18 protein-coding genes and 1 pseudogene are annotated in these 22,315 nt (G+C 73.4%); 11 read left to right on the top strand and 8 right to left on the bottom strand.

Features of this window, described 5'->3' with window-relative positions; genetic code table 11:
• Positions 1 to 79: 79 nt before the first annotated feature.
• From ACFFKU_RS05320 to ACFFKU_RS05305, 4 genes are read left to right on the top strand one after another with little or no spacing between them, the layout of a single operon-like run.
• Positions 80 to 1,567 (top strand): APC family permease, encoded by a 1,488-nt coding sequence (locus ACFFKU_RS05320; RefSeq protein WP_380136270.1) that lies wholly within the window; start codon positions 80 to 82, stop codon positions 1,565 to 1,567.
• Positions 1,564 to 3,210 carry an amidohydrolase gene (locus ACFFKU_RS05315; protein WP_380136268.1) on the top strand — a complete coding sequence of 549 codons (1,647 nt, stop codon included), beginning with the start codon at positions 1,564 to 1,566 and terminating at the stop codon, positions 3,208 to 3,210. Before ACFFKU_RS05320 ends, ACFFKU_RS05315 begins: the two co-directional genes overlap by 4 nt.
• The gene (locus ACFFKU_RS05310) at positions 3,207 to 4,262 is read left to right on the top strand and encodes an agmatine deiminase family protein (protein ID WP_380136266.1); all 1,056 of its coding nucleotides are present in this window, start codon (positions 3,207 to 3,209) and stop codon (positions 4,260 to 4,262) included. Before ACFFKU_RS05315 ends, ACFFKU_RS05310 begins: the two co-directional genes overlap by 4 nt.
• Complete coding sequence (locus ACFFKU_RS05305) at positions 4,262 to 4,879, top strand: TetR/AcrR family transcriptional regulator (protein WP_380136265.1); 618 nt, start codon at positions 4,262 to 4,264, stop codon at positions 4,877 to 4,879. Before ACFFKU_RS05310 ends, ACFFKU_RS05305 begins: the two co-directional genes overlap by 1 nt.
• Here ACFFKU_RS05305 and ACFFKU_RS05300 read toward each other — a convergent pair.
• The 4 genes from ACFFKU_RS05300 to ACFFKU_RS05285 are packed head-to-tail and all read right to left on the bottom strand — an operon-like array spanning position 4,864 to position 9,657.
• Positions 4,864 to 5,529: a GntR family transcriptional regulator gene (locus tag ACFFKU_RS05300; protein WP_380136263.1), complete on the bottom strand. Its 666-nt coding sequence runs from the start codon at positions 5,527 to 5,529 to the stop codon at positions 4,864 to 4,866. The genes ACFFKU_RS05305 and ACFFKU_RS05300 overlap by 16 nt on opposite strands.
• 38 nt (positions 5,530 to 5,567) lie before the next feature.
• Complete coding sequence (locus ACFFKU_RS05295) at positions 5,568 to 6,731, bottom strand: glycerate kinase (RefSeq protein ID WP_380136261.1); 1,164 nt, start codon at positions 6,729 to 6,731, stop codon at positions 5,568 to 5,570.
• A complete protein-coding gene (locus ACFFKU_RS05290; protein WP_380136260.1) occupies positions 6,728 to 8,782 on the bottom strand; it encodes a hypothetical protein in 2,055 nt (684 codons plus the stop codon). The genes ACFFKU_RS05295 and ACFFKU_RS05290 overlap by 4 nt, the downstream gene beginning before the upstream one ends.
• Positions 8,779 to 9,657 (bottom strand): NAD(P)-dependent oxidoreductase, encoded by an 879-nt coding sequence (locus tag ACFFKU_RS05285; RefSeq protein ID WP_380136259.1) that lies wholly within the window; start codon positions 9,655 to 9,657, stop codon positions 8,779 to 8,781. The genes ACFFKU_RS05290 and ACFFKU_RS05285 overlap by 4 nt, the downstream gene beginning before the upstream one ends.
• A gap of 186 nt (positions 9,658 to 9,843) precedes the next feature.
• Here ACFFKU_RS05285 and ACFFKU_RS05280 point away from each other — a divergent pair, with 186 nt between their 5' ends.
• The 7 genes and pseudogenes from ACFFKU_RS05280 to ACFFKU_RS05250 all read left to right on the top strand — a co-directional run.
• Positions 9,844 to 11,133, top strand: a complete 1,290-nt coding sequence (locus ACFFKU_RS05280; RefSeq protein WP_380136258.1) for an ABC transporter substrate-binding protein — start codon at positions 9,844 to 9,846, stop codon at positions 11,131 to 11,133.
• Positions 11,130 to 12,068: a carbohydrate ABC transporter permease gene (locus ACFFKU_RS05275; protein WP_380136257.1), complete on the top strand. Its 939-nt coding sequence runs from the start codon at positions 11,130 to 11,132 to the stop codon at positions 12,066 to 12,068. The genes ACFFKU_RS05280 and ACFFKU_RS05275 overlap by 4 nt, the downstream gene beginning before the upstream one ends.
• Complete coding sequence (locus ACFFKU_RS05270) at positions 12,068 to 12,964, top strand: carbohydrate ABC transporter permease (protein WP_380136255.1); 897 nt, start codon at positions 12,068 to 12,070, stop codon at positions 12,962 to 12,964. The genes ACFFKU_RS05275 and ACFFKU_RS05270 overlap by 1 nt, the downstream gene beginning before the upstream one ends.
• Positions 12,961 to 15,135, top strand: a complete 2,175-nt coding sequence (locus tag ACFFKU_RS05265; RefSeq protein WP_380136253.1) for a beta-galactosidase trimerization domain-containing protein — start codon at positions 12,961 to 12,963, stop codon at positions 15,133 to 15,135. Before ACFFKU_RS05270 ends, ACFFKU_RS05265 begins: the two co-directional genes overlap by 4 nt.
• Complete coding sequence (locus ACFFKU_RS05260; protein WP_380136251.1) at positions 15,132 to 15,896, top strand: hydroxypyruvate isomerase family protein; 765 nt, start codon at positions 15,132 to 15,134, stop codon at positions 15,894 to 15,896. Before ACFFKU_RS05265 ends, ACFFKU_RS05260 begins: the two co-directional genes overlap by 4 nt.
• Complete coding sequence (locus tag ACFFKU_RS05255; RefSeq protein ID WP_380136250.1) at positions 15,875 to 16,741, top strand: NAD(P)-dependent oxidoreductase; 867 nt, start codon at positions 15,875 to 15,877, stop codon at positions 16,739 to 16,741. The genes ACFFKU_RS05260 and ACFFKU_RS05255 overlap by 22 nt, the downstream gene beginning before the upstream one ends.
• 61 nt (positions 16,742 to 16,802) lie before the next feature.
• Positions 16,803 to 17,201 (top strand): annotated as a pseudogene (locus ACFFKU_RS05250) (very short patch repair endonuclease); the annotation flags it as partial.
• Positions 17,202 to 17,285: 84 nt separating this feature from the next.
• Here ACFFKU_RS05250 and ACFFKU_RS05245 read toward each other — a convergent pair.
• The 4 genes from ACFFKU_RS05245 to ACFFKU_RS05230 form a co-directional block, all read right to left on the bottom strand.
• Entirely contained in the window at positions 17,286 to 18,725 is a 1,440-nt protein-coding gene (locus ACFFKU_RS05245; RefSeq protein WP_380136249.1) for an HNH endonuclease signature motif containing protein, read from the bottom strand.
• Positions 18,726 to 18,827: 102 nt separating this feature from the next.
• The gene (locus ACFFKU_RS05240; RefSeq protein ID WP_380136247.1) at positions 18,828 to 20,414 is read right to left on the bottom strand and encodes a DNA polymerase; all 1,587 of its coding nucleotides are present in this window, start codon (positions 20,412 to 20,414) and stop codon (positions 18,828 to 18,830) included.
• A gap of 11 nt (positions 20,415 to 20,425) precedes the next feature.
• Positions 20,426 to 21,310, bottom strand: a complete 885-nt coding sequence (locus ACFFKU_RS05235; protein WP_380136245.1) for a YihY/virulence factor BrkB family protein — start codon at positions 21,308 to 21,310, stop codon at positions 20,426 to 20,428.
• Positions 21,307 to 22,278: a GlxA family transcriptional regulator gene (locus ACFFKU_RS05230; protein WP_380136244.1), complete on the bottom strand. Its 972-nt coding sequence runs from the start codon at positions 22,276 to 22,278 to the stop codon at positions 21,307 to 21,309. Before ACFFKU_RS05230 ends, ACFFKU_RS05235 begins: the two co-directional genes overlap by 4 nt.
• Positions 22,279 to 22,315: the final 37 nt, after the last annotated feature.

Raw genomic sequence — 22,315 nt, 5'->3', positions numbered from 1 at the left:
AACCCCTTCACAAACCGAATGCCATTCGTTTAGAGTCCTCGGCACCTGCTCCACCCGGCCCTCGTCGCAGGAGACGACCATGCAGCCCACCGAGCACTCCCCCGAGCACCAGCTGAAACCCGGCGCCATCGGCGCCGCCGGCATCACCTTCATGGTCGTCGCCGCGGCCGCCCCGCTGACGATCATGGCGGGCCTGGCCCCGCTGGCCATCAGCATCGGGGGCATCGGCGCCCCCGTCGGCTACCTCGCCGCGGGTGCGGTGCTCGCGATCTTCGCGGTCGGGTTCGTCACCATGACGCGCATCACCCGCGGGGCGGGGGCGTTCTACAGCTACATCACCCTGGGGCTCGGGCGGACGGTGGGCGCGGCGTCGGGGCTGCTGGCGATCCTGTCCTACAACTCGCTGCAGATCGGGGTGTACGGACTCCTCGGCGTCCAGTTCGCCGGCGCCTGGACCCGCTTCACCGGGACCGAGGCCCCCTGGTGGGTCTTCGCGCTGGGCGCGATCGGCGTCGTGGCCTGGCTCGGACGGCGCGGCATCGACATCGGCGCCAAGGTCCTCGGGGTGCTGCTGCTGGCCGAGACCGCGATCCTCGCCCTGCTCGTCGTCGGCGTGCTCGCCCGCGGCGGAGCCGACGGTCTGAGCGTCGCGACGTTCTCGCCCCAGGCGGTCTTCGCCCCGGGCATGGTCGCCATCCTCAGCTTCTGCTTCGCGGCCTTCATGGGGTTCGAGTCGACCGCCCTCTACCGCGACGAGGCCCGTGACCCCGACCGCAGCATCCCCCGCGCCACGTTCGCCGCCGTCGCCTTCCTGGCCCTCTTCTACTGCCTGGTCGGCTGGGCGGTCGTGCAGGCCTTCGGCGACTCGGCCGTGGTCGCGGCCGCCGGGACCGACCCGGCCGGCTTGTTCTTCGCGGCGATGGACCGCTTCGTCGGGCCCTGGGCCGGTGACGTCATGTACGTGCTCGTGCTGACCAGCGTCCTGGCCTCGCAGCTCGCCTTCCACAACGCGATCAACCGCTACACCTTCGTCCTGGCCGGGGACGGGTTGCTCCCCGCCGGGCTCGGCCGGGTCCACCCCCGCTTCGGCTCCCCCGCGACCGCGGGCAGCGCGCAGTCGGTCCTGGCCGTGGTCGTCGTCACCGCGTTCGCCGTGGCCGCGCTCGACCCCTACCTGCAGCTGCTGCTGCTGGTGAACACCCCCGGGGTCGTCGGGGTCGTGCTGCTGCAGCTGATGACCTCCCTCGCGGTCACGGTGTTCCTGCTGCGCCGCGGGGGGTTCCGGGTGGCCACGGCCGCCGCGGGGCTCGCCACCGTCCTGCTCGGCGTCGTCCTCGTGCTGCTGACCCTCCACCTCGACCTGCTGACGGGGATGCCGAAGGCCTCGACCTGGGCGCTGGCGGCGATGGTCCCCGCGGTGCTGCTCGTCGGGATCGCCTGGGCCCGCTACCTGCACCGCGCCCGCCCCGCCGTGTTCGAGGCCGTCGGCGGACCCGACGTCCGGCGTCACGAGAGCACGACCACCCCCCTCACCAGCCCCGCCACCGGCGAAGGAGTCCGTTCGTGACCAGCCGCCCGACCCTCGTCCTCGCCGCCGACACGATCCACACCCTCGACCCCGAGTGCCCGCGGGCGAGCGCCGTCGCCCTGCGCGACGGGCTGGTGCTGGCCGTGGGTGAGCGCGCCGACATCCCCGACTGGACCGGACCGGGCAGCGAGGTGCTCGACCTCGGGGCCGCCACCATCACCCCGGGGCTGGTCGACGGGCACAGCCACCCGGTGATGGGTCTCGATCTGACCGTGGGCCTGGACCTGTCTGGGGTCGCCACGCCGGCCGAGCTGCGGTCCGTGCTGGCCCGCGCGGTGAGCGGTCTCGGCCGGGGTGACTGGGTGCGCGGCTGGGGTCTGGACCCGAACTGCTTCGAGGGGGCGCCGATCACGGCGGCCCCCGTCGTGGAGGCGGTCGGTCCGGACGTTCCGGTGTTCCTCAACCTGTTCGACGCGCACTCGGCCCTGGCCAGTCCCGCGGCGCTGGCCCGGGCCGGGGTCCACGGCGCGCGGCCCTTCGCCTCCGGGGCCAGCATCGTCTGCGACGCCGACGGCGTGCCGACCGGGCACCTGCTGGAGATGGAGGCCGTGAACGTCGTGGCCGCGGCGCTGCCCGCCGAGTCCCGCCCCGAGCGGCGCGCCCGGCTCCGGGACCTGTTGCGGGCCATGGCGTCCACGGGGCTGACCGCGGGCAACGCGATGGACTTCGAGAAGGACTCCCACGACCTGGTCCGCGACCTCGACGCGGCCGGGGAGCTGCCGATGCGCTGGCGGTTCGCCCCGTTCGTGTCCCCGGGGGTCTCGCTGGCCCACCTGGCCGGGGTGGTCGAGCAGCAGCGGCTGGGCGGCCGGCGTTGGTCGGTGGACGGGGCCAAGTTCATGATCGACGGAACGATCGACGGCGGGACGGCCTGGTTGGACGAGGCCGACACCCACGGGGAGTCGACCACCCCGTTCTGGCCCGACCCGGCCGAGTACCGCGCCGCGGTGGCCGAGCTGAGCGCCCACGGCGTCCCGGTCGTCACCCACGCCATCGGCGACGCGGGCATCCGCTACGTGCTGGACACGCTGGCCTCGACCCCGCGGGGGCGGGTCCCGCACCGCATCGAGCACCTGGAGACGATGCCCTCGGACCTCGTGGCGCGGTTCCGGGCGCTCGACGTGACCGCCAGCATGCAGCCCACCCACTGCACCCACTACACGCGCGCCGACCAGACCGACAACTGGTCGCAGCGGTTGGGTCGGGAGCGGGCCGAGCGCGCCTTCCGCTGCGGCGACCTGGTCCGGGCCGGGGCCCGGCTCGTGCTGGGGTCGGACTGGCCGATCGCCCCCTACGACCCCCGGCGCATCGTTGCCGACGCCCAGACCCGACGTCGGTCGGGCACCTCCGACGAGCCGGTCCTGCCCGGTCAGGCGGTCTCGGCCGCCGACGCGCTGGCCGGCTACACGCACCGGGCCGCCCTGGCCGCCGGCCTGGGCGGGGTGGCCGGGCAGCTGCGCCCCGGGTTGCGCGCCGACCTGACCGCCTACGCCCTGGACCCGCTGCTGGTGGACCCGGACGAGTTCGCCGAGGCCCCGTGCCTGCTCACCGTCGTCGACTCTGAGATCGTGCACCGCGACGGAATCACCGACCCGACCCAGCTCGTAGGGAGTCACGCATGAGCGACAACGTTGCCGCCGGGCGCCGGATGCCGGCCGAGTGGGAGGCCCACGACCGGTGCTGGATGGCCTTCCCGTCCCCGAACGCCACGTTCGAGGAGGAGGGTGGCCCGGAACTCGCCCGCGCCCGCACCGCGTGGAGCCGGGTCGCGAACACCGTCGCCCGGTTCGAACCGGTCACCGTGGTGGTCGACCCGGGTTCGGCGGCCGCCGCCGCGGAACTCCTCGACCCCTCGATCACCCGGGTGGAGGCCGCCCTCGACGACGCCTGGATGCGCGACATCGGCCCGACGTTCGTCCACGGCGGTGCCGACGGGGCGACCGGGGTGACCGCCGTGGACTGGACCTTCAACGGGTGGGGCGGGCAGTCCTGGTCGCGCTGGGAGGACGACTCCCAGGTGGCCCGGTTCGTCGCCGCGCAGGCCGGGACCGCCTGCGAGAGCACGACGTTCGTCCAGGAGGGCGGGGGTTTCCACGTCGACGGCGCGGGCACCGTGCTGCTCACGGACACCGTTCAGCGCGACCCGGGCCGAAACCCCGGGTGGAGCCGGGAACAGGTCGAGGCCGAGGTGCACGCCCGGTTGGGAACGACCACCGCGATCTGGGTGCCCCGCGGTCTGACCGCGGACTACGGCGAGTTCGGGACCCGGGGGCACGTCGACATCGTGGCCGCCTTCACCCGGCCCGGGACGGTGCTGGTGCACACCCAGACCGCGGCCGGGCACCCCGACGTCGAGGTCAGCCGGGAGGTCACCGAGATCCTGTCGCAGGCCACCGACGCCGCCGGGAACCGGTTGGACGTCCTCGCCCTGCCCGCGCCGGACACCCTCGAGGTCGAGGGCGAGCTCGTCGACTACTCCTACGTGAACCACTACGTGGGCAACGGGTTCGTCGTGCTCTGCGCCTTCGACGACCCGCAGGACGCGGTGGCGAAGGCGGTGCTGGAGAAGGCCTACCCGGGCCGCGAGGTGGTCCTGGTCGACGCGCGCGACATCTTCCGCTTCGGGGGCGGGATCCACTGCATCACCCAGCAGCAACCGACCCCGGCGCGCTGATGGCCCGCCCGAAGAACCCGTTGCTGTCGCGGGAGCTGGTGCTGGAGCAGGCCCTGGCCCTGCTGGACGAGACCGGGCAGCTGACCCTGCCCGGTCTCGCCCGGCGGCTCGGGGTGTCCCCCAGCTCGATCTACCACCACGTCCCGGGCGGCAAGGAGGAGATCGTCGAGGGGGTCCGGGGCGTGCTCACCGGCTCCGACCCGGGCCCCGACCCGACCCTGCCGTGGGGGGAGTACGTCGAGGCGTGGGCCCGGCAGTACCGGTCGGCGATGGCCGCGCACCCGCACGTCGTCCCGTTGCTCACCGCGCAGACCGTCAGCAACCCGCTCACCCTGGCCTGGTACGAGGAGTGCGCCCAGGTGCTCGCCCGCGACGGGTTCGCCCCCGTCGACGTGCTGCACGCCATCACCGTGCTGGACTCGCTGGTGCTGGGGTCCGCGCTCGACGCCGGGGCCCCGCTGACGGTCTGGGCCGACGACGACGAGCACGCGCCGACCCTGTCGGCGGCGATCCGGGCCGGGCGGGAGACCGCCGGGGACCGGTCCCGGCTCTCCTTCGAGCTGGGGTTGCGCAGCCTGCTGGTGGGCCTGGCCGAACGGTGTCAGCCCGTCGGCTGACGGGCCAGGACCCGGTCGCGCGCGGAGTCGAGGTGATCGCGCATGACGCTCGCGGCCCGCTCCACGTCACCCGCCTTGAGGGCCTTGAGGACCCGGGCGTGCTCGGCGGCGATCTTCTTGCCGGGCGCGGTGCGGTGGGCCGCGTGCAGCCCCATCGTCAGGTGGACCTCACCGATGATGATCTCGTGCATGCGGCGCAGGCGTTCGCTGCCCGTCCCGACGACGAGCGCGGTGTGGAACTGCACGTCGGCCTGGACCTGGCGGTCGAAGTCCTCGGCGGCCACCGCGGCCTCGATCTCGAGCTGGGCGGCCAGCGCCGGGGACGGGGTGGACGAGCGGGCCGCGAGGACGCGGACGGCGGCGAGCTCGACGGTGCTGCGACTGAGGAACAGGTCCTCGATGTCGGCGGCCTCGAGGACGGGGACGACGGCGGTCCGGTGCACGGTGCGGCGCAACAACCCCATGACGGTCAACCGCTCGACGCAGGCCTTCGCGGTGGGGCGGGCCACCCGGTACTCCCCGACGAGCCGGGCCTCGGTGACCTTCTCCCCGGGGGCGATGTCCCCGCTGACGATCCGGTCGCCGACGGCCTTGGACAACGCGTCCGTGAGCGACGAGGTGGTCAGTTCGAAGCTCGGCACGCGGGCCATGGTCGCACAGGCCGACTGGTCTGACGATGATGCCGGGCTCACCGGGCAACTCCTGCGAGGGAGGCCTCGAGCACGGTGGCGGCGGCCGCCGCGACCCACCGACCGGGGTGGAGCAGGGCGTCCTCCGGCCGGCCCGCCGCCCGGGCCGCGTCGAGGGCCGACCCCACCGCCGCGATGCCGAGCTCCGCCAGCTCCTCGGCGCCGACGTCGAGACGGCCGACGACCGCGAGCGTCGGCACCCCGAGACCCGCCGCGCGACGGGCCGCCGCCACCGGGGCCTTCCCGGCCGCGGACTGCCCGTCGAGGCGGCCCTCCCCCACGACGAGCAGGTCGGCCCAGGCCAGGTGCCCGGTGAGTCCGACCAGGTCGGCGACGTGGTCGGCCCCGGAGACGACCCGCGCCCCCAGCACGGCGTGGACCCCGGCGCACACGCCGCCCCCGGCCCCGGCCCACGGCCAGGTGCTGACGTCGGTCCCGGTCCGCGCGTGCAGGACGCGGGCCCAGTGCGCGAGTCCCGCCTCGAACCGGGTGACCTCGTCCGGGCCGGCCCCCTTCTGCGGGGCGAACTGCGCCGCGGCCCCCCGCGGGCCGAGCAGGGGGACGGCCACGTCGGCGGCCAGCAGCACGTCGAGGTCGTGCCACCGGGGGTCGAGCCCGGCGAGGTCCACCTCGGCCACCGCGGCGAGCCCGGCGGCCCCCCGGGCGACCGGGCGACCGGCCGCGTCGCGCAGACCGACCCCGAGCGCCCGCAGCAGGCCCGCCCCGCCGTCGGTGCTCGCCGTGCCCCCGACCCCGAGGACGATCCGGCGCGCGCCCGCGTCCAGGGCCGCCCGCAGCAGCTCCCCCGTCCCCTCGGTCCCGGCCCCGGCCGCGGTGGCCGGGGTGGGGTCGACGTGGGCGAGCCCGGAGGCGGCCGCGGACTCGACGACCGCCACCGGGGCGGGGTCGCGGGTCAGGGCCCAGGTGGCGGTCACGAGCTCGCCGAGCGGGCCGCTCACCCGCGCGGTCCGCGCCCCGGCCCCGGCCGCGACGGCGGCCGCCACCGTGCCCTCGCCGCCGTCGGCGAGCGGGACGCAGCGGACCTCGGCCCCGGGGACGGCCCGGCGCACCCCCTCGGCGACGGCCGCCGCGGCCTCGGCGGCGGTGAGGGTGCCCTTGAACTTGTCGGGCGCGACGAGGACCCGCAGGGCGGGCGCGCTCATCGGGGGCTCCGCACCAGGAGCGCCTCGAACCGCCCGACGTCCGGGAGGTCCACCCCGACCTCACCCCGTTCGTCGCGGGTCGCCACCAACCGGGTCCCCGCCACGGCGGCCTCCACCTCGTCACCGGCCTGCAGCCCCCGCCACCCCAGCCGGTGCCCGGCCCGGATCGGCAGCGGGACGCCGAACGACTGCCGGGTCGCTCCCGAGAGGTTGCGCAGGTGGACGACCGAGCCGGCCGCGGACCGGCCGAGGACCACCTCCACCGCCGGGGGCAGGTCGGTGCGGACGTCGAGGTCGTCGCCCAGCAGCCGCACGGCCTCGGCCACCACGACGTCGCGCAGCACGCTCAGACCCGCTCCGCGGTAGGCCCGTCCGAGGGTGGTGGCGAACCACGTGGCCCGTGGCCCCGGCGCGGTCGGGCCCGAGCGCACCCGGCCCGGGGTGTCGAGCTCGACGTGGCCGTAGCACTTCTCGGGCGGTCCGTAGGGGGCGCGGGAGACCAGGCCCATCCCGGCCTCGGCCCCGGGCGCCGGGGTCAGCACGTGCATCGCTCCCAGCACCGGCAGCGGCCCGGGTGCCGGGCGATGGGGCAGCGGGTCGGTGCGCAGGAAGGAGGACCACGTCGCCTCGGTGGTGGCGCGGACCGCCCGCCGCTGCGCGGCCGGGCAGGCGGCGAGCTGGGGGACCTCCCCCGCGAAGCCCGAGGACGCGGTGGCGAGCAGTCGTCCGCCCCGGGCGCCGAACCCGTCGAGGGCCTCGACCGCGGCGGTGTCCAGCTCGCCGAGGTCGGGCAGCACCAGCAACCGGTAGCGGTCGAGGGTCCCCGCGGCCGCCGCCGCGGCGATGCGTCGCTCCGGCAGCACCTCGAACGGGACGTGCCCCTCGACGAGGGCGAGGTACAGGCCCTTGAACTCCTCCTCGGCCTCCTCCGCCTCGACGCGGGACCGACCGGGGGCCAGCGGGTCGGGGGCCACCAGCGCGGTCACCGCCGCGGGGACGAGCCCGGTGTAGAGGTCGGGGTGGTCGCGGTGGAAACGGACGATCTCCGAACCCGCCGTCAGGCACTCGTAGTCGAACTCGTGGGGCAGGCCCATGATGTAGGTCGAAGGGTTCGCCCCCCGGGCGGCGGCCTGGACGAGGTACTGCGCGAACACCTCGGGATCCTCCGACGCCGACCGGTAGGGCATGTCGAAGAACGCGACGGCGTTCACCAGCACCGGCACCTCCGGACGCCAGCTCTTGGCCCGGCTGACGTTCTCGGCGGTGTGGTGGTGCCACATCGGTCGACCGATGGCGTTGTTGGCCTCGTGGAACACGATGTCGGAGGAGTTCCCCATGATCAACGGGGCCTCGGGCCGTCGGCCGGAGATCAGGTCGCGGGCGCGGGCCACGAGGTCGTCCATCATCGCGACCGTCCACCGTTTCCACTCCGGGTACCCGGGCGAGCCCGGGTCGGTGGGGTGCGGGGTCCCGGGGTGGGCGGCGGCGAAGGTGCGGCGGCAGGACAGGCACTGGCACACCCCCCGGTAGACCTTGCCGTAGTCGATCTCGCCGTAGGACAACCAGTTGAAGAAGAACCCGTCGATCTCGTAGCGGTCGAGGATCTCGGTCAGGACGGCGAACATCCGCTCCTGGTAGTACCCCGCGCTCGGGCAGACCGAGACCAACCCCTCGACCACCTGCTGGCGACCCTGGGGGTCCACGTAGCACCACTCGGGGTGCTCCTCGGCGATCCGTCCGGCGATCTTGGAGAAGTCCATGCGGGCCAGCAGCCGCATCCCCCGGCCGTGCGCGGCGCGGACGGCGGTCCCCACGAGGTCCCCGTCGGGGCGCCGGGCGAGCCCGGGGTTGCGGGACTGGAACGGCAGGGAGCTCGGGTGGTTCGCGACGATCCCGCCGACGCTGAGCAGCCAGGCGTCCGCCCCGTACTCCTCGATCCGGTCCAGCACGTCCTCGACGTCGAGCTCCGCGGTGTCGATCTCGCGGATGTTCGTCTGGAACATCCGGAACGGACGTTCCCACCAGTACCCGGTCGGGGTCGCGGCGCTCATGCGGGACGGTTCAGCTCGGCGGCCAGCTTGGCCAGCGCGGAATGGTCCAGGTCACCATCGCCGCGGGCCACGAGGGCGGCCAGCAGCTGGGCGAGCAGCGCGGTCACCGGCAGCGCCACCCCGGCCGCGCGGGCGGCCGCGGTGATGATCCCCAGGTCCTTGTCGTGCAGCGCGACCCGGAAACCCGGGCTGTACTGCTCGGTGAGCAGCGCGGTCCGCTTCCGGGTCAGCGCGGTGGACCCGGCCAGACCCCCGCCCAGGACGTCGAGGGCCGCCTCGAGGTCGGCCCCGTGCGCGCGCAGGAAGACCATCGCCTCGGCCAGCACCTGCAGGTTCCCGGCGACCACGATCTGGTTGGCGGACTTCACCACCTGACCGGCCCCCGGGCCTCCGACGTGCACGACGGTCGACCCCATCGCGCCGAGGACCTCGCGAGCGGCCGCGACGTCCTCCGCGGCCCCGCCGACCATGATCGAGAGGGTTCCCTCGACCGCGCCGGCCTCCCCGCCGCTGACCGGGGCGTCCAGGCACCGCACCCCGCGCCCGGCGGCGGCGGCGTGGACCTGCCGCGCCTCCTCGGGAGCGATGGTGCTGCAGTCGATCAGCAGCGTTCCCGCGGGCAGCACCGGCAGGAACCCGTCGGAGCCGGTGACGATCTCCAGCACGTCCGGACCGGCCGGGACCATCGTGATCACCACCTCGGCCCCCTCGACGGCCTCGGCCGTGGTCGCGACCACCGAGGCCCCCGTCGACGCGACGCGTTCGCGGGCCCCGGCGCTGCGGGCGTGGCAGCGCACCTGGTGCCCCGCGGCCACGAGGTTGGCGACCATGGGCCGCCCCATGGTCCCGGGTCCGATGAAACCGATCCGTGTCACGAGATTCCTCCGTCGTCAGCAGGTGGGGTGCGGCGACGCTAGCACGCGATCTTGTCAGACAAGTTTACCGGAGGTGATTGACTGCACCCTGGTCCGCACCTACGGTCGGACCACCGCACGAATTCCCACCGACTCCCCCTACGCCGGACCACCGGCCGACATCGATGAAGATGATGGAGAAGAATCATGGATCGTCGCTCGTTCGCCCGACTCCTCGGCGCGGGACTGCTCCTGCCCCCCACCCTCGCCGCCTGCGGGCGGGGTTCGGGCGGGTCGTCCGGGGACGGGATCCGCTACGCCTGGTGGGGTGACGCCCTGCGCCAGCAGAACTACCAGAAGGCGTTGGACCTCTTCCAGGACGAGAACCCCGAGATCGTCGTGCAGCCGGAGTTCGCCAGCTACGACGCGTTCCAGGAACGCATGACCGTGCAGACCGCGGGGCGCAACGTCCCCGAACTGTTCTGGGTCCCCTCCCCCCAGGTCCTCTCCTACCGCGACGCGGGGCTCTACCGCCGCGTCGACGACCTCGAGCAGTTCGACCTGTCCGACTACACGCCCGAGCAGCTGGAGCTCTACAAGCTGGACGGTCAGCTCGACGCGATGCCGCGCTCGCTGTTCAGCTCCGCGTTCCGCTACAACCAGACGTTCCTCGAGGAGGCCGGGGCGACCCTGCCGCCGGAGGACCCGGGGTCGTGGAACTGGGCCTCGGTCGCGGAGTTCCTCACCGACTACACGAACAACACCCCCGACGGGCGGGTGGGGGCCGCGTACTCGGCCAACAACGACATGTGCTTCGAGGCCTGGGTGCGCCAGCACGGCGGTGACCTGTGGTCGGCCGAGGGCCGGCTCGGTTTCGAGCCCGCCGTCCTGGAGGGGTGGTTCGAGTGGTGGGAGGGCCTGCGGGCGGCCGGGGCCGCTCTCAGCCTCTCCGAGCAGGAGGGACCCGACCCGGAGTGGGACGTCGTCGGCAGCCGGGTGCTGGCCACGTTCTGCAACTCCAACCACATCGTCGACGAGGCGGAGATGTACCCCGACGTGACGTTCCAGCAGCGTCGCCCCCCGGCCGACCCCGACGCCGACGCCGACTGGGCGTTCGTCTACCTGAGCCGGATCGGCCTCTACTCCGGCACCGCCGAGGACAAGCTCGCCGACGCCGCGACCCTCCTGGACTTCACGCTCGGGGACGCGCGTCTGGTGGAACTGGCCGGCCTGAGCATCGGGGCCCCGGCCAACCCGCGGGTGCTCGAGGAGGTCCGGGGGACGGCGACGCCCACCGGGCAGGAGTTGCTCCGCCTGGTGGACCAGGAGCTCGGACTGCCGAGCCGCCCGCGCTTCGAGGCCCCGCCCGGGTCCGGTACGTGGCGCACGATCATGGCCCGCGGCATCGAGTCCCTGGCCGGCGGCGTCACCGGGATCACGGAGACCGCGGCCAACGTCATGGCCGAGATCAACGCGGGAGTCGAGGGCTCGCGGTGACCGCACCCGCCCTGCCCACCGAGGCGCCGGCCACCCCGCAGACCCGGGGCACCGCCCCGTGGCGACGGCAGGGCCGGGCTGCGCACGTGTTCCTGCTGCCATGGCTGGCGGGCCTGCTGCTCATCACCGCGGTCCCCCTGCTGGCCTCGCTGTACCTGTCCTTCACCGACTACGACCTGCTGAACGCCCCCAGCTGGACCGGGCTGGAGAACTACCAGCGGATGTGGGACGACACCCGGTTCTGGGCCTCCGCGTCGGTGACCCTGCGCTACGTCCTGGTGTCGGTGCCGCTCCAGCTGGCGTTCGCCCTGCTGCTCGCGGTCCTGCTCGACAAGGGGCTGAAGGGGCTCACCCTGTACCGCAGCGGGTACTACCTGCCCTCGCTGCTCGGCACCAGCGTGGCCGTCGCGATCCTCTGGCGGCAGCTGTTCGGGCACGACGGCCTGCTGAACTCCGGCCTCGCGGTGCTGGGCATCGAGGGGCAGAGCTGGCTGCAGAACCCGACGACCGCGCTGGGGACCCTGATCGTCCTCAACGTGTGGACGTTCGGCTCCCCGATGATCATCTTCCTGGCCGGGCTGCGGCAGATCCCCGAGGAGCTGTACGAGGCGGCCCGGGTGGACGGCGCGGGGAGGGTCCGGCAGTTCGCGTCGATCACCCTTCCCCTGCTGACCCCGATCATCTTCTTCAACCTGGTCCTGCAGACCATCGGCGCCTTCCAGACGTTCACCCAGGCCCACGTCATCTCGGGCGGGCGGGGCGGACCGCTGGACTCGACGCTCTTCTACACCCTGTACCTCTACCAGCAGGGGTTCCAGAACTTCAACATGGGTTACGCCTCGGCGATGGCCTGGGTGCTGCTGGTCGTCATCGGCGTCGTCACCGCACTGCACTTCACCCTGTCGAAGTACTGGGTCTTCTACGGAGACAAATGATGGCCACCACCACCGAACCCGTGACCGGCACCGAGACCCGCAGCACGAGCACCCCGGTCCAGCGACCCCCGCGCCGCTCCAGCGGCCTGCTCAAGCACGTCGGCCTCGTCGCCTTCCTGCTGCTGATGATCTACCCGCTGATCTGGATGATCGTCAGCTCCTTCAAGCCGGGCAACATCGTCCTGACCCAGCCCGGCCTCATCCCGAGCGAGGTGACGTTCGACAACTACCGGGACGGGTGGAACGCCCTCGGGCGTCCGTTCTCCTGGTTCTTCGTCAACTCGCTCATGGTCACCGTCGGGTCGATCGTGGGCAACCTCATCTCCTGCTCGCTGGCCGCCTACGCGCTGGCCCGGCTGGAGTTCCGCGCCCGCAAGCTCTACTTCGGGATCACGCTCGCCTCGGTCATGCTGCCGCTGCACGTGCTCGTCGTGCCGCAGTACATCTTCTTCTCGCAGCTGGACCTCCTCAACACCTACTACCCGCTGCTGATCCCGAAGTTCCTGGCGACCGACGCGTTCTTCACCTTCCTCATGGTCCAGTTCATCCGGACCATCCCCCGCGAGCTGGACCAGGCGGCGTCGGTCGACGGTGCCGGGCCCTTCCGGATCTTCTGGTCGGTGATCCTGCCGCTGATGAAGCCGGCGCTGGTCACCACCACCGTCTTCACCTTCATCTGGACCTGGAACGACTTCTTCACCCCGCTGATCTACCTGACCTCGACCGACGTCTACACCGTGCCGGTGGCCCTGAACACCATGGTCAACGCCGAGACCCAGAGTGGAGTTGGACCCTTGTTCGCCATGAGCCTGCTGTCGCTCGTGCCCGTCCTCATCTTCTTCGCCGTCGCCCAGAAGTACCTGATCCGCGGCATCGCCACCACGGGGCTCAAGTGACCGCGGTGGACCCGGCGCTCCGGGACACCACGTCGACCTGGTGGAGCCGGGCGACCCGCTGGACGCAGCTGACCTTCACCGAGGACGACCCGCAGAACCTCGACCTCGACTTCTGGACCGACGTGATGCGGCGCAGCCGGTCCAACGCGCTGTGCATCAGCGCGGGCGGGTACATGGCCTTCTACCCCACGTCGATCCCGTACCACTACCGCAGCGCCCAGCTCGGTGACACCGACCCCTTCGGCGCCTTCGTCGACATCTCCCGCTCGCTCGACATGGCGGTGATGGCCCGGGTCGACCCGCACGCCATCCACGCCGACGCCCTCGCCGCCCACCCGGAGTGGGCGGCCCTGGACGAGCACGGCGAACCGGTCGAGCACTGGGCCTTCCCGGGCATCTACGTCACCTGCCCCTTCGGGCCCTACAACCGCGAGTTCACCACCGAGGTGGCCCGCGAGATCGTCCGTGACTACGACGTGGACGCGATCTTCGCCAACCGCTGGCAGGGGCACGGCATCTCCTACTCCGAGGCGGCCGAGCGGGCGTTCTTCGACGACACCGGCCTGGCCCTGCCCCGCGGGGCGCGCGACCCCGACGACCCGGCCTGGCGCGCCTACCCCGGCTGGCGGCGCCAGCAGCTCTCGGAGCTCGTGGGGATCTGGGACCGGGCGGTCAAGGACCTCAAGCCGCACGTCGCCTTCATCCCCAATCTCGGCTCGGTCGCGGTGCAGGACCTCGAGCGCGGGCTGGTCGAGGAGCACTACCCGATGCTCTTCATCGACCGGCAGGGTCGGCACGGCGACGAGGCCCCCTGGTCGGCCGGTCGCAACGGCAAACGCAGCCGCAGCGTGTTCCGCGACCGGCCGGTCGGGCTGATCACCTCGGTGGGCCCGGAGAACCCCACCCACCGCTGGAAGGACTCGGTGATCTCCGGGGCGGAGATGCAGACCTGGATCGTCGACGGGTTCGCCCAGGGGGCGCTGCCCTGGTTCACCAAGTTCAAGGGCGAGATCCACGACACCCGCTGGGTCCAGCCGGTGGTCGACGCGTTCACCCTGCACGACCGGGTCGAGCCGGTGCTGTCCCGGGCGAAGATCACCGCCGACGTCGCGGTCCTCGACCCGACGCGGCACGTCGCCGCCCGGGCCGGGCAGCCGGTGGAGTCGCTCTACGCGGACAACGACGCGCACGGTCACGGCGTCTACCAGGTGCTGGTCGAGGCCGGGATCCCCTTCGAGTTCGTCAACGACGGCCGCATCCTGGACGAGGACCTGGACCGCTTCAAGGTCCTCGTGGTGGGCAACGCCGAGCTCCTGGACGACGAGGACTGCGCCCGCATCGACGCCTGGGTCCGCCGGGGCGGGTCGCTGGTGACGACGTTCGAGACGTCCCTCGCCGACGGACGCGGACGGCGCCGCACCGACTTCGGTCTCGCCGACGTCATGGGCGTGCACCTGACCTCGCCCGCCCGGGGTCCGGTCAAGAACAACTACGTCGCGCTGACCGGCCCCGAGCACCCGTTGCACGCGCCCTTCCGTGGGGCGCAGCGCATCGTCGGGGGCACCGGGATCGTCGGGGTCCGCGCCGAGGACGGCGTGGACGGGGTCGCGGTCCCGTTCCGGTTCGTCCCGGACTACCCGGATCTGCCCATGGAGGAGGTCTACGCTCGCGAGACGCCGCGCGACCCGGCCGTGGTGACCCGGGAGGTCCCCGGCGGGGGCCGGACCGTCTACGTGGCGTTCAACCTGGGCGCCCTGTTCTGGGAGACGTTGCAACCCGACCACCGCGACCTGCTCGCCCGGGCGGTGACCTGGGCCCTCGGCGGCGACGGGGTGGCCCGGATCAGCGGGCCGGGACTGGTCGACATCGCGGTGCACGAGAACCGGAACGGCGACGTCGTCGTGGAGACCTCGGTCGCCCTGGTCAACCTCACCAACCCGTTCACGATGCGTGGGGTCATGCGGGAGACCCTGGCCGTCGGTCCGCACTCGGTCTCGATCGCGGTGCCGGAGGGACGCGAGGTGCAGGCCGTGAGCCTGCTCGTGTCGGGGACCGCGGTCGCGGCCACCGTCGACGAGGGCCGGCTGGACATCCTGCTGCCCTCGATCTCGCTCCTGGAGGTGGTGCACGTGACGTGGGCGCCGCGCACCCGGACGGGAGCCTCTCGATGAGGTTCAGCGCCAACCTGACGATGCTCTACCCCGAGCTGCCCTTCCTCGACCGGTTCGCGGCGGCCGCGGCCGACGGGTTCACCGGGGTGGAGTTCGTCGAGGCGCCCGGGGTCGACGACGAGGCGGTGGCCCGGGCCCTGGACGACCACGGCCTCGCCCTCGCCCTCGTCAACACCTGGTCCGGGGACTGGGCGGCGGGCGAACGGGGGGTCGCCGCGCACCCCGACCGCATCGAGGAGTACCGGGCCACGCTGCCCGCCGCCGTGGCCCGGGCCCGGCGGTGGGGGGTGCCGACCGTGAACGTCCTGGCCGGCAAGGACCCCGGCGACGCCGGTCCCGACGAACTGTTCACGACGCTGGTGGGCAACCTCCGGGCGACCGTGGAGGCGTTCGCGGGCACGGGGACCACGGTCGTCCTGGAGGCGGTGAACGATCGGGACGTCCCCGGTTTCGTCGTCCCCACCATGGCCGCCGCGGAACTGGTCCGGGCCGAGGTGGGCGGCGGGCTGGGCCTGCAGTTCGACGTCTACCACGCGCAGGTGCTGCGCGGGGACCTGCTGAACACCTACCGACGGCACGCCGAGCACGTCCGGCACGTGCAGATCGCCGACCACCCCGGGCGGCACGAACCGGGGACCGGGGAGATCCGGTTCGAGTTCCTGCTCCCCGCCCTGGTCGAGGCGGGCTACACGGGGTGGATCGGGGCCGAGTACGTCCCGGCGGCGCCCGAGGGGGCGGCGTGGCTGAAGCGGTTCGCCTGATCCGGCTGGAGGTCGGCGGCACCTGGACCGCGGAGCAGGAGGCCGAGGTCCGGGCCGTCGCCGGCGGCCTCGCCGTCGAGTTCACCGGGGTTCCCGGCCCGGCCCGGGCCTGGGCGGGGGCGGAGCTGCGGTGGGTGCACAGCTGGGCGGCGGGGGTCGACGGCCTCACCGGGTGGCGGGAAGCGACCGTGGTGACCTCGGCCAAGGGCAACGGGGCGGTGCCGTTGGCCGAGCACGCGATGCTGCTCACCCTGATGCTCGACCGGGACGCAGCGCGTTGGGCGGCCGCCCAGGCCGGACGCCGCTGGGAGCGGCGGACCCACTCGGAACTGCTGGGCCGCACGATGGGCATCCTCGGTCTCGGCCGGGCCGGACGCGAGCTGCGGACCCGGGCCGAGGCGTTCGGGATGCCCGTGGTCGCCTTGCGCCGCGACCACTCCCCCGCCGACCTCGACGCGTTCTGCACGGCCAGCGACGTCCTCGTCGTCTGCGCCCCGCTGACCGACGAGACGCGCGGGATGCTCGGGGACCGGCAGTTCGACCAGCTCGGCCCCACCGGGCACTACGTGTGCGTGTCCCGCGGCGGGATCGCCGACGACGCGGCGCTGCTCCGCGCCCTGCAGGAGAACCGGATCGCCGGAGCGGGACTCGACGCCCACGCCGTCGAACCCCTCCCGGAGGACTCCCCGTTCTGGGACCTGCCCAACGTGATCGTCACGCCGCACAACGGCGCCACCACCCCGGGTACCGCGCGACGGGGGTTCGAGATCTTCCTGGGGAACCTCGGCCGGTTCATCCGGGGCGAGGGGCTGGAGCACCGGGTGGACGTCGAGGCGGGGTACTGATGCGACGGTCGGGCGCTGCCCGGCCGGGTCGTGTTCACGCTCACCTGGCAGTCTGCCCCGCATGGGTGAAAGATCGGGCGACGACGAGGCGGCGCGTCACTTCCCGGTCGCAGCACATCCCGGGGGTGCGGGCCGCGAGGTGGCGGCGCGGATGTCTCGGCAGGCCCGCCGAGACACTGCGCCGGAAGTCGCGGTGCGTCGCCTGCTTCACGCGGCCGGGTTGCGTTACCGCGTCACTCATCCCGTGCCAGGGCGGCCGAGACGGAGCATCGACGTCGCCTTCACCCGCGCTCGCGTGGCGGTATTCATCGACGGCTGCTTCTGGCACGACTGCCCGGAGCACGGGACCCGCCCCAAGAACAACTCCGCCTGGTGGGTCGAGAAGTTGCGACAGAACAAGGCCCGCGACCTGGACACGGACGAGGTTCTCGCCCGGGCAGGATGGCGTGTCCTCCGGTTCTGGGAGCACGAGCAACCGGACAGGGTGGCCGCGATCATCGTTGCCGAGGTGCGTACCGGCTTGAGGGACGACCCCGCCGCGGGCTCAGAAGGGAGCCATCTCCCCGCCACCCCACCTCGCCGCGACAGCTGCGGCCCGTCCGTTCCGGCGTCGGTGCGCGGCACGCGACTCGAAGACGTACAACGTCTTCTGCCGGTGATGCCGGCGGCAGGAAGCGTGCAGGTTCGACCGGACCGTCCGCCCGCCCTCCTCGAACGGGACCCGGTGGTCGAGGTCGCAATCGATCGCGGGCACCAGGCAGCCCGGCGTGGTGCACGTCTTGTCCCTCGCCTGCACGAAACGACGCAACGCGGCGCCGGGACGGTAGACCCGAGGTGACACGTCCAGAACGTCGCCCGACACCGGGTCGGTGAGGACTCTTCGCCAGTCCCCGTCGGCGGCCAGGGCGCGGGCCAGCGCGGCGGGGACCGGACCGATCCCGGCGACCTCACCCGGTTCGTCGTCCAGACCCAGCAACGTCCGCGCGGCGATCGTGACGTGGACGGTGGTGCTGGAGGCGGGGCGGTGGGTCCGGACGTGCGTCACCGGGTTCACCTCACCGGGCTCCGCCGGCGTGGTGGGGTCGGAGAAGGCGGGGACGCCGTCGCGCATCGCGGTGGTGAGAACGTCGGTGAACACGTCGGCGCGGCGCTGCTGATGGGTCCGCTCATCGCGGGTCCCGGCGATGCGGGCGTGGTCGGCGGCCGCGTCCGCAGCACTGGTGAGCCAGCGGTCGAACCTGAGGGCGACGTCCTTGCCGACCAGGGCCGTGAGGTGCGCGGAGAGACCGGAGTCCTCACCCGTGTCGCAGAGGTCGACGCTGACGTGACGGTTCACGTCCGCGACCCGGACCGCGACCGGGACGTGGTCGGGGGTGAGCCGGCGGATGACCTTGGTGCAGTGCCGGGTCAACTGCTGCGGGGTGGGGCGGGCCTGCTCGATGTAGGCCAGCGCGCTGCGGGTGAGTTCAGCCCGGGCGGCAGCCAGCGCGTCACCGTCGAGGACGGGTTCCCCGAACGCGCCCACCCGCACCCCGTCGGAACCCTCGACGGGGACGAGCGTGGCTTCTCGGACGGCGAGGCGGTCGTGGGCGCGGCGGATCACCGCGCGGTGGGTGAACGTGATGTTCCCGGACCGGTACGCGTCGTGCAGGACCGGGTCCTGGAGAGCGTCCTCCGCGTCGCCGACCTGCCCCACGGCTTGCAGGTGGGACAGGTGCCGCGCCTCCGCGAGGATCATCGCCGCCACCTCGGCGACCAGATGGTCGAGCAGTTCGGGGGTGAGTTCCTCCCCGTCGCGGGTGCAACCGAGGTCGCGGGCGCGGACCACATCGGGGTGCTCGCGGCGGACCCAGTCCAGCAGCGCGATCACGGCGTCGATGGCCAGGGCGTGACCGGCGGAACGGACGCGTTCGGAGGAGACCAGCAGGGCCGACACGGCATCGCGCGACGGCGCCCACACCTGTTCCACGACCTCCGCAACCATGTCCGAATTCTACTCGAACACTCCGCGGTGATCAAGCTCCGATCGCTCTGAAGCCGTTGCTGCACAACGGGTTATGACCAGCGTGACCGGCCGCGACCCACGTCACTTCGCCTCCGACCACCGCTGCACCCGCCCGACGTCGGCCACGAACCGCACCCCGCTCCCGGCCGCCCACCGCCCGGCGGTGGCGTCGAGGGAGGCGTGCAGGAGTTCCTCGACCGCCTCGGCATGCTCGACCGGGACGTGCAGCAGGAGTTCGTCGTGCAGGCACAGGACGATCTCCCCGCGGCCGCGCAGCGCGAGGCGGACGGTCGCCGCCCACGCCTTGAACAGTTCGGCGGCGGCGCCCTGGATCACCGCGTTGCGCGCGAACCGACCGCGGGCGGCGACGGCGTCGGCGTTCGGCGCCGCGACCTCGGACACCCGGATCGACCGGCCGCCCCAGGTGCGCACGTCGCGGCCCTCGCGACCGGCGGTCTCGGCCTCGGTGAGGACGGCCATGGCCCGCGGGTAGGCGCGGTGCATGTCGCGCAGCGCCACCCCGGCCGCCCCCGAGGTCTGCCCGTACATCGCGGCGAGGACCGCGACCTTGGCGGTCGGCCGGTCGGTGCGCAACGCGGCCGCGACCGGGGCGTAGAGGTCGGCGTCCCGGGTGGCGGCGATCAACCCGGGGTCGTGGCTGACCACGGCCAGCACCCGGGGTTCCACCTGCCCCAGGTCGGCGCGGACCAGCACGTGACCGGGTTCGGCGACGACCGCGACCCGGAGCTCGGCGGGGAGGTTGTGCAGACCGGCCTCGGCGGTCATCCGCCCGGCCGCCGCATCGGCCCCGCTCCACGCGCCGCGCAGCCGGCCGTCGCTCCCGACGTGGGCCGCCAACCACGCCGTCCCGTAGGTGCTGAGCAGCCGTTCCGCCTTGCGCCAGCGGAGCAGCTCCTCGACCGCGGGATGGGCGCCGCGCAACCGTTCCAGTTGCCAGGCCCGGGTGTTCACGAGGTCGAACCCGAGCCCGCGCAGCGCCCCCAGCACGGCCACCGGGCTGCGCAGGTCGACTCCCGGCCACCAGGTCCGCAGCCGCGCCCCGGCCGTCTCCCGCACCGCGTCCGCCTCCCCGAGCACCGCCGCGGCCGCCCTGACGTCCAGCGGCAGACCGGTGACGGCGAGGTCGCCGGCGAGCAGCGCGGCGGCCGACTCCGACCACGCCGTCTGCAGGGCGAGCGGAATCCCACCCGGGCGGGCCCGGCGCTCGGGCAGCGCCCGCAATTCCTGCTCCTGCCACCGGGCCACCCGCAAGGCCGTCGCGGCCCGCTCCCCCGCTCCCACCACCCCCGGGGCCGCGCCTCCGAGGTCCAGGTCGAGGACCAGGACGTCGGGACCGTGGTCCCGCAGCGGGCGGGGACGGCGCGGTTCGGGGGGTTCGGGCTCCCCGGCGGCCGCGGCCAGGACCGCGGCCTCGTCCTCGCGCCGTCCCCCGTGCAGCAGCCGGTGCACGGCGCCGAGGTCGTGCACCCGGGCCAGCGGCGAGGGGTTCCCGAGGTCGGCGACGGAGGCCGCCGACCAGACCACCCAGCGCACCCCGGCGCCACCCGCCTCGCGTTCGGCGACGTGCGGCGCCGCCGGGCCACGGAACTCCCGGACGCCGGCGTCGTCGGCCAGGGCACCGCCACCCGGGCCGAGGACCAGGGCCACCAGCGAGGAGCTCAGGACGCCCGCTCCGGGACCGGGTCCAACGCGGCCCGCCAGGGGGACCCGCCGCGGCGGTGGAGTTCGAGGGTGAGCGCGTAGCCGTAGACGGTGAGGGCGGTGAACACCCACAGCCACAGGCAGACCGCGACCGCACCGCCCACCTGGGTCAGCCCGCCGAATGGGGCGCCGAGGTCGACCGGGATGGCCAGGAACAGCACGAAACCCTGGAGGAACCCCGACACGAACGCCCCGGTCGCGTACCCGCCCCACAGGGCCGCCCGCCACGACGGCCGGACCGGACCCAGGATGCGGTACACGTAGACCAGCACCGGGGAGACCACCAGCCAGTCGACGTTGAGCGCGACGTAGACGGCCAGGAACGACTCGTTCACCTCCCCGCTGTTGAACCAACGGGCCAGGAACGGGGCCACCTCCAGCACGACCAGGAAGCCCAGCGGGGCGAGCACCAGGAGCGGGACGGCGGCGATCCGGATCCGCCAGGCCCCGATCCTCCCCGACACCGCGGGCGGGGCCTGCTGCCCGGGACGGACGCTCACCCGGGAGAAACCCCGGCGCAGCCCCTCGGCGTACACGGTGGCGGGGACGAGGGCGATGAGGGCCGTGACCCAGTTGGCGTCCAACCCGGTCCGGACGAGCGCGAGCACGACGGCACCGGCGTTCATCGCGTCGGGCAGCGCCGCCGCGACCGCCTCGGCCAGTTCCATGATCCTTGCGGGCGAGAGGATCTCGCCCATGAGGCGGACCACCACGACCAACGAGGGGACCATCGCGACGGCCGCGTAGAAGGTCACCCCGGCCGAGATCAACCAGAGGTCGTGCCCCCGGAGGCGTTCGTGGGTGTCGCGCAGGACCGCGCGCACCGCGGCGGCACGGGTCACGCCGCGCCCCGGAACGTCCGCCGGTAGGCGGTGGGCGTGGTCCGGACGAGACGCAGGAAGTGCTGCCGCAGGGTCGCGGCCGACCCGAAACCGCACCGACGGGCGACCTCGTCGATGCTCTCGTCGCCCTCCTCCAGCAGTTCACGGGCCAGCTGCACGCGTTGCTCCAGCAACCAGCGGTGCGGGGTCATCCCGGTCTCGGCCCGGAAGCGCCGGGCGAAGGTGCGGGGCGACATCGTGGCGCTGCGGGCCCAGGACGTGACGTCGATCGTGGTGTCGAGCTGCCCGCGGGCCCAGTCGAGCGCCGCCTGCAACGACTCCTCCGCGCAGGCGCGGACGGGGGCCTCGACGAACTGCGCCTGCCCCCCGTCCCGGTGCGGCGGGACGACCATCCGGCGGGCGATCCGGTTGGTGACCGCGGCACCGTAGGCCTGGCGCACGAGGTGCAGGCAGAGGTCGATCCCGGCGGCCGTCCCGGCGCTCGTGAGCACCGGACCGTCCTCGACGTAGAGCACGTCGGGAACGACCTCGACGGCCGGGAACTGCCGGGCCAGGTCGTCGGCGTAGCGGAAGTGCGTCGTCGCCCGGCGACCGTCCAGCACGCCGGCGTGGGCCAGCGTGAACGCCCCGCTGCACAGGCTCATGACCCGCCCCCCGCGCTCGAGCGTCGCCCACAACCGTTCCCCCAGACCCGATCCCCCCGGACCCCGGTTCAGCAACGAGGGCACGACGATCACCAGGTCGGCGGTGTCGAGCCGGTCGAGCCCGTGAACCGTGGAGAGCTGGAAACCCTGGGCGCAGTCCACCGGCCCGGGCGTGACCGTGGTCACGGCGAAATCGAAGGCCGGGACCCCGTCGTCGGTCCGGTCGATGCCGAACACCTCGCAGGCGATGGACAGCTCGAAGGCGCTGAACCCGGGTGGGGCCACCACCGCGACGTCGCGCAACCGATGCTCGTTCCTGGCCATGCGGCGAGTGTGGCACCCATCGCCGGACTTGGCAGGA

It is taken from the genome of Kineococcus gynurae, assembly GCF_042433995.1.
In the GTDB taxonomy this organism is placed as follows: Bacteria; Actinomycetota; Actinomycetes; order Actinomycetales; family Kineococcaceae; genus Kineococcus; species Kineococcus gynurae.
This window is presented reverse-complemented; position numbering and strand designations above follow the sequence as displayed.

What these genes read in the sequence shown, in the direction of transcription:
- ACFFKU_RS05290 (WP_380136260.1), bottom strand. Translation starts at nt 8,782, where the DNA reads ATGAGCGCCGCGACCCCGACCGGGTACTGGTGGGAACGTCCGTTCCGG.
- ACFFKU_RS05260 (WP_380136251.1), top strand. Translation starts at nt 15,132, where the DNA reads ATGAGGTTCAGCGCCAACCTGACGATGCTCTACCCCGAGCTGCCCTTC.
- ACFFKU_RS05245 (WP_380136249.1), bottom strand. Translation starts at nt 18,725, where the DNA reads ATGGTTGCGGAGGTCGTGGAACAGGTGTGGGCGCCGTCGCGCGATGCC.
- ACFFKU_RS05320 (WP_380136270.1), top strand. Translation starts at nt 80, where the DNA reads ATGCAGCCCACCGAGCACTCCCCCGAGCACCAGCTGAAACCCGGCGCC.
- ACFFKU_RS05280 (WP_380136258.1), top strand. Translation starts at nt 9,844, where the DNA reads ATGGATCGTCGCTCGTTCGCCCGACTCCTCGGCGCGGGACTGCTCCTG.
- ACFFKU_RS05230 (WP_380136244.1), bottom strand. Translation starts at nt 22,278, where the DNA reads ATGGCCAGGAACGAGCATCGGTTGCGCGACGTCGCGGTGGTGGCCCCA.
- ACFFKU_RS05310 (WP_380136266.1), top strand. Translation starts at nt 3,207, where the DNA reads ATGAGCGACAACGTTGCCGCCGGGCGCCGGATGCCGGCCGAGTGGGAG.
- ACFFKU_RS05300 (WP_380136263.1), bottom strand. Translation starts at nt 5,529, where the DNA reads ATGGCCCGCGTGCCGAGCTTCGAACTGACCACCTCGTCGCTCACGGAC.
- ACFFKU_RS05270 (WP_380136255.1), top strand. Translation starts at nt 12,068, where the DNA reads ATGGCCACCACCACCGAACCCGTGACCGGCACCGAGACCCGCAGCACG.
- ACFFKU_RS05295 (WP_380136261.1), bottom strand. Translation starts at nt 6,731, where the DNA reads ATGAGCGCGCCCGCCCTGCGGGTCCTCGTCGCGCCCGACAAGTTCAAG.
- ACFFKU_RS05305 (WP_380136265.1), top strand. Translation starts at nt 4,262, where the DNA reads ATGGCCCGCCCGAAGAACCCGTTGCTGTCGCGGGAGCTGGTGCTGGAG.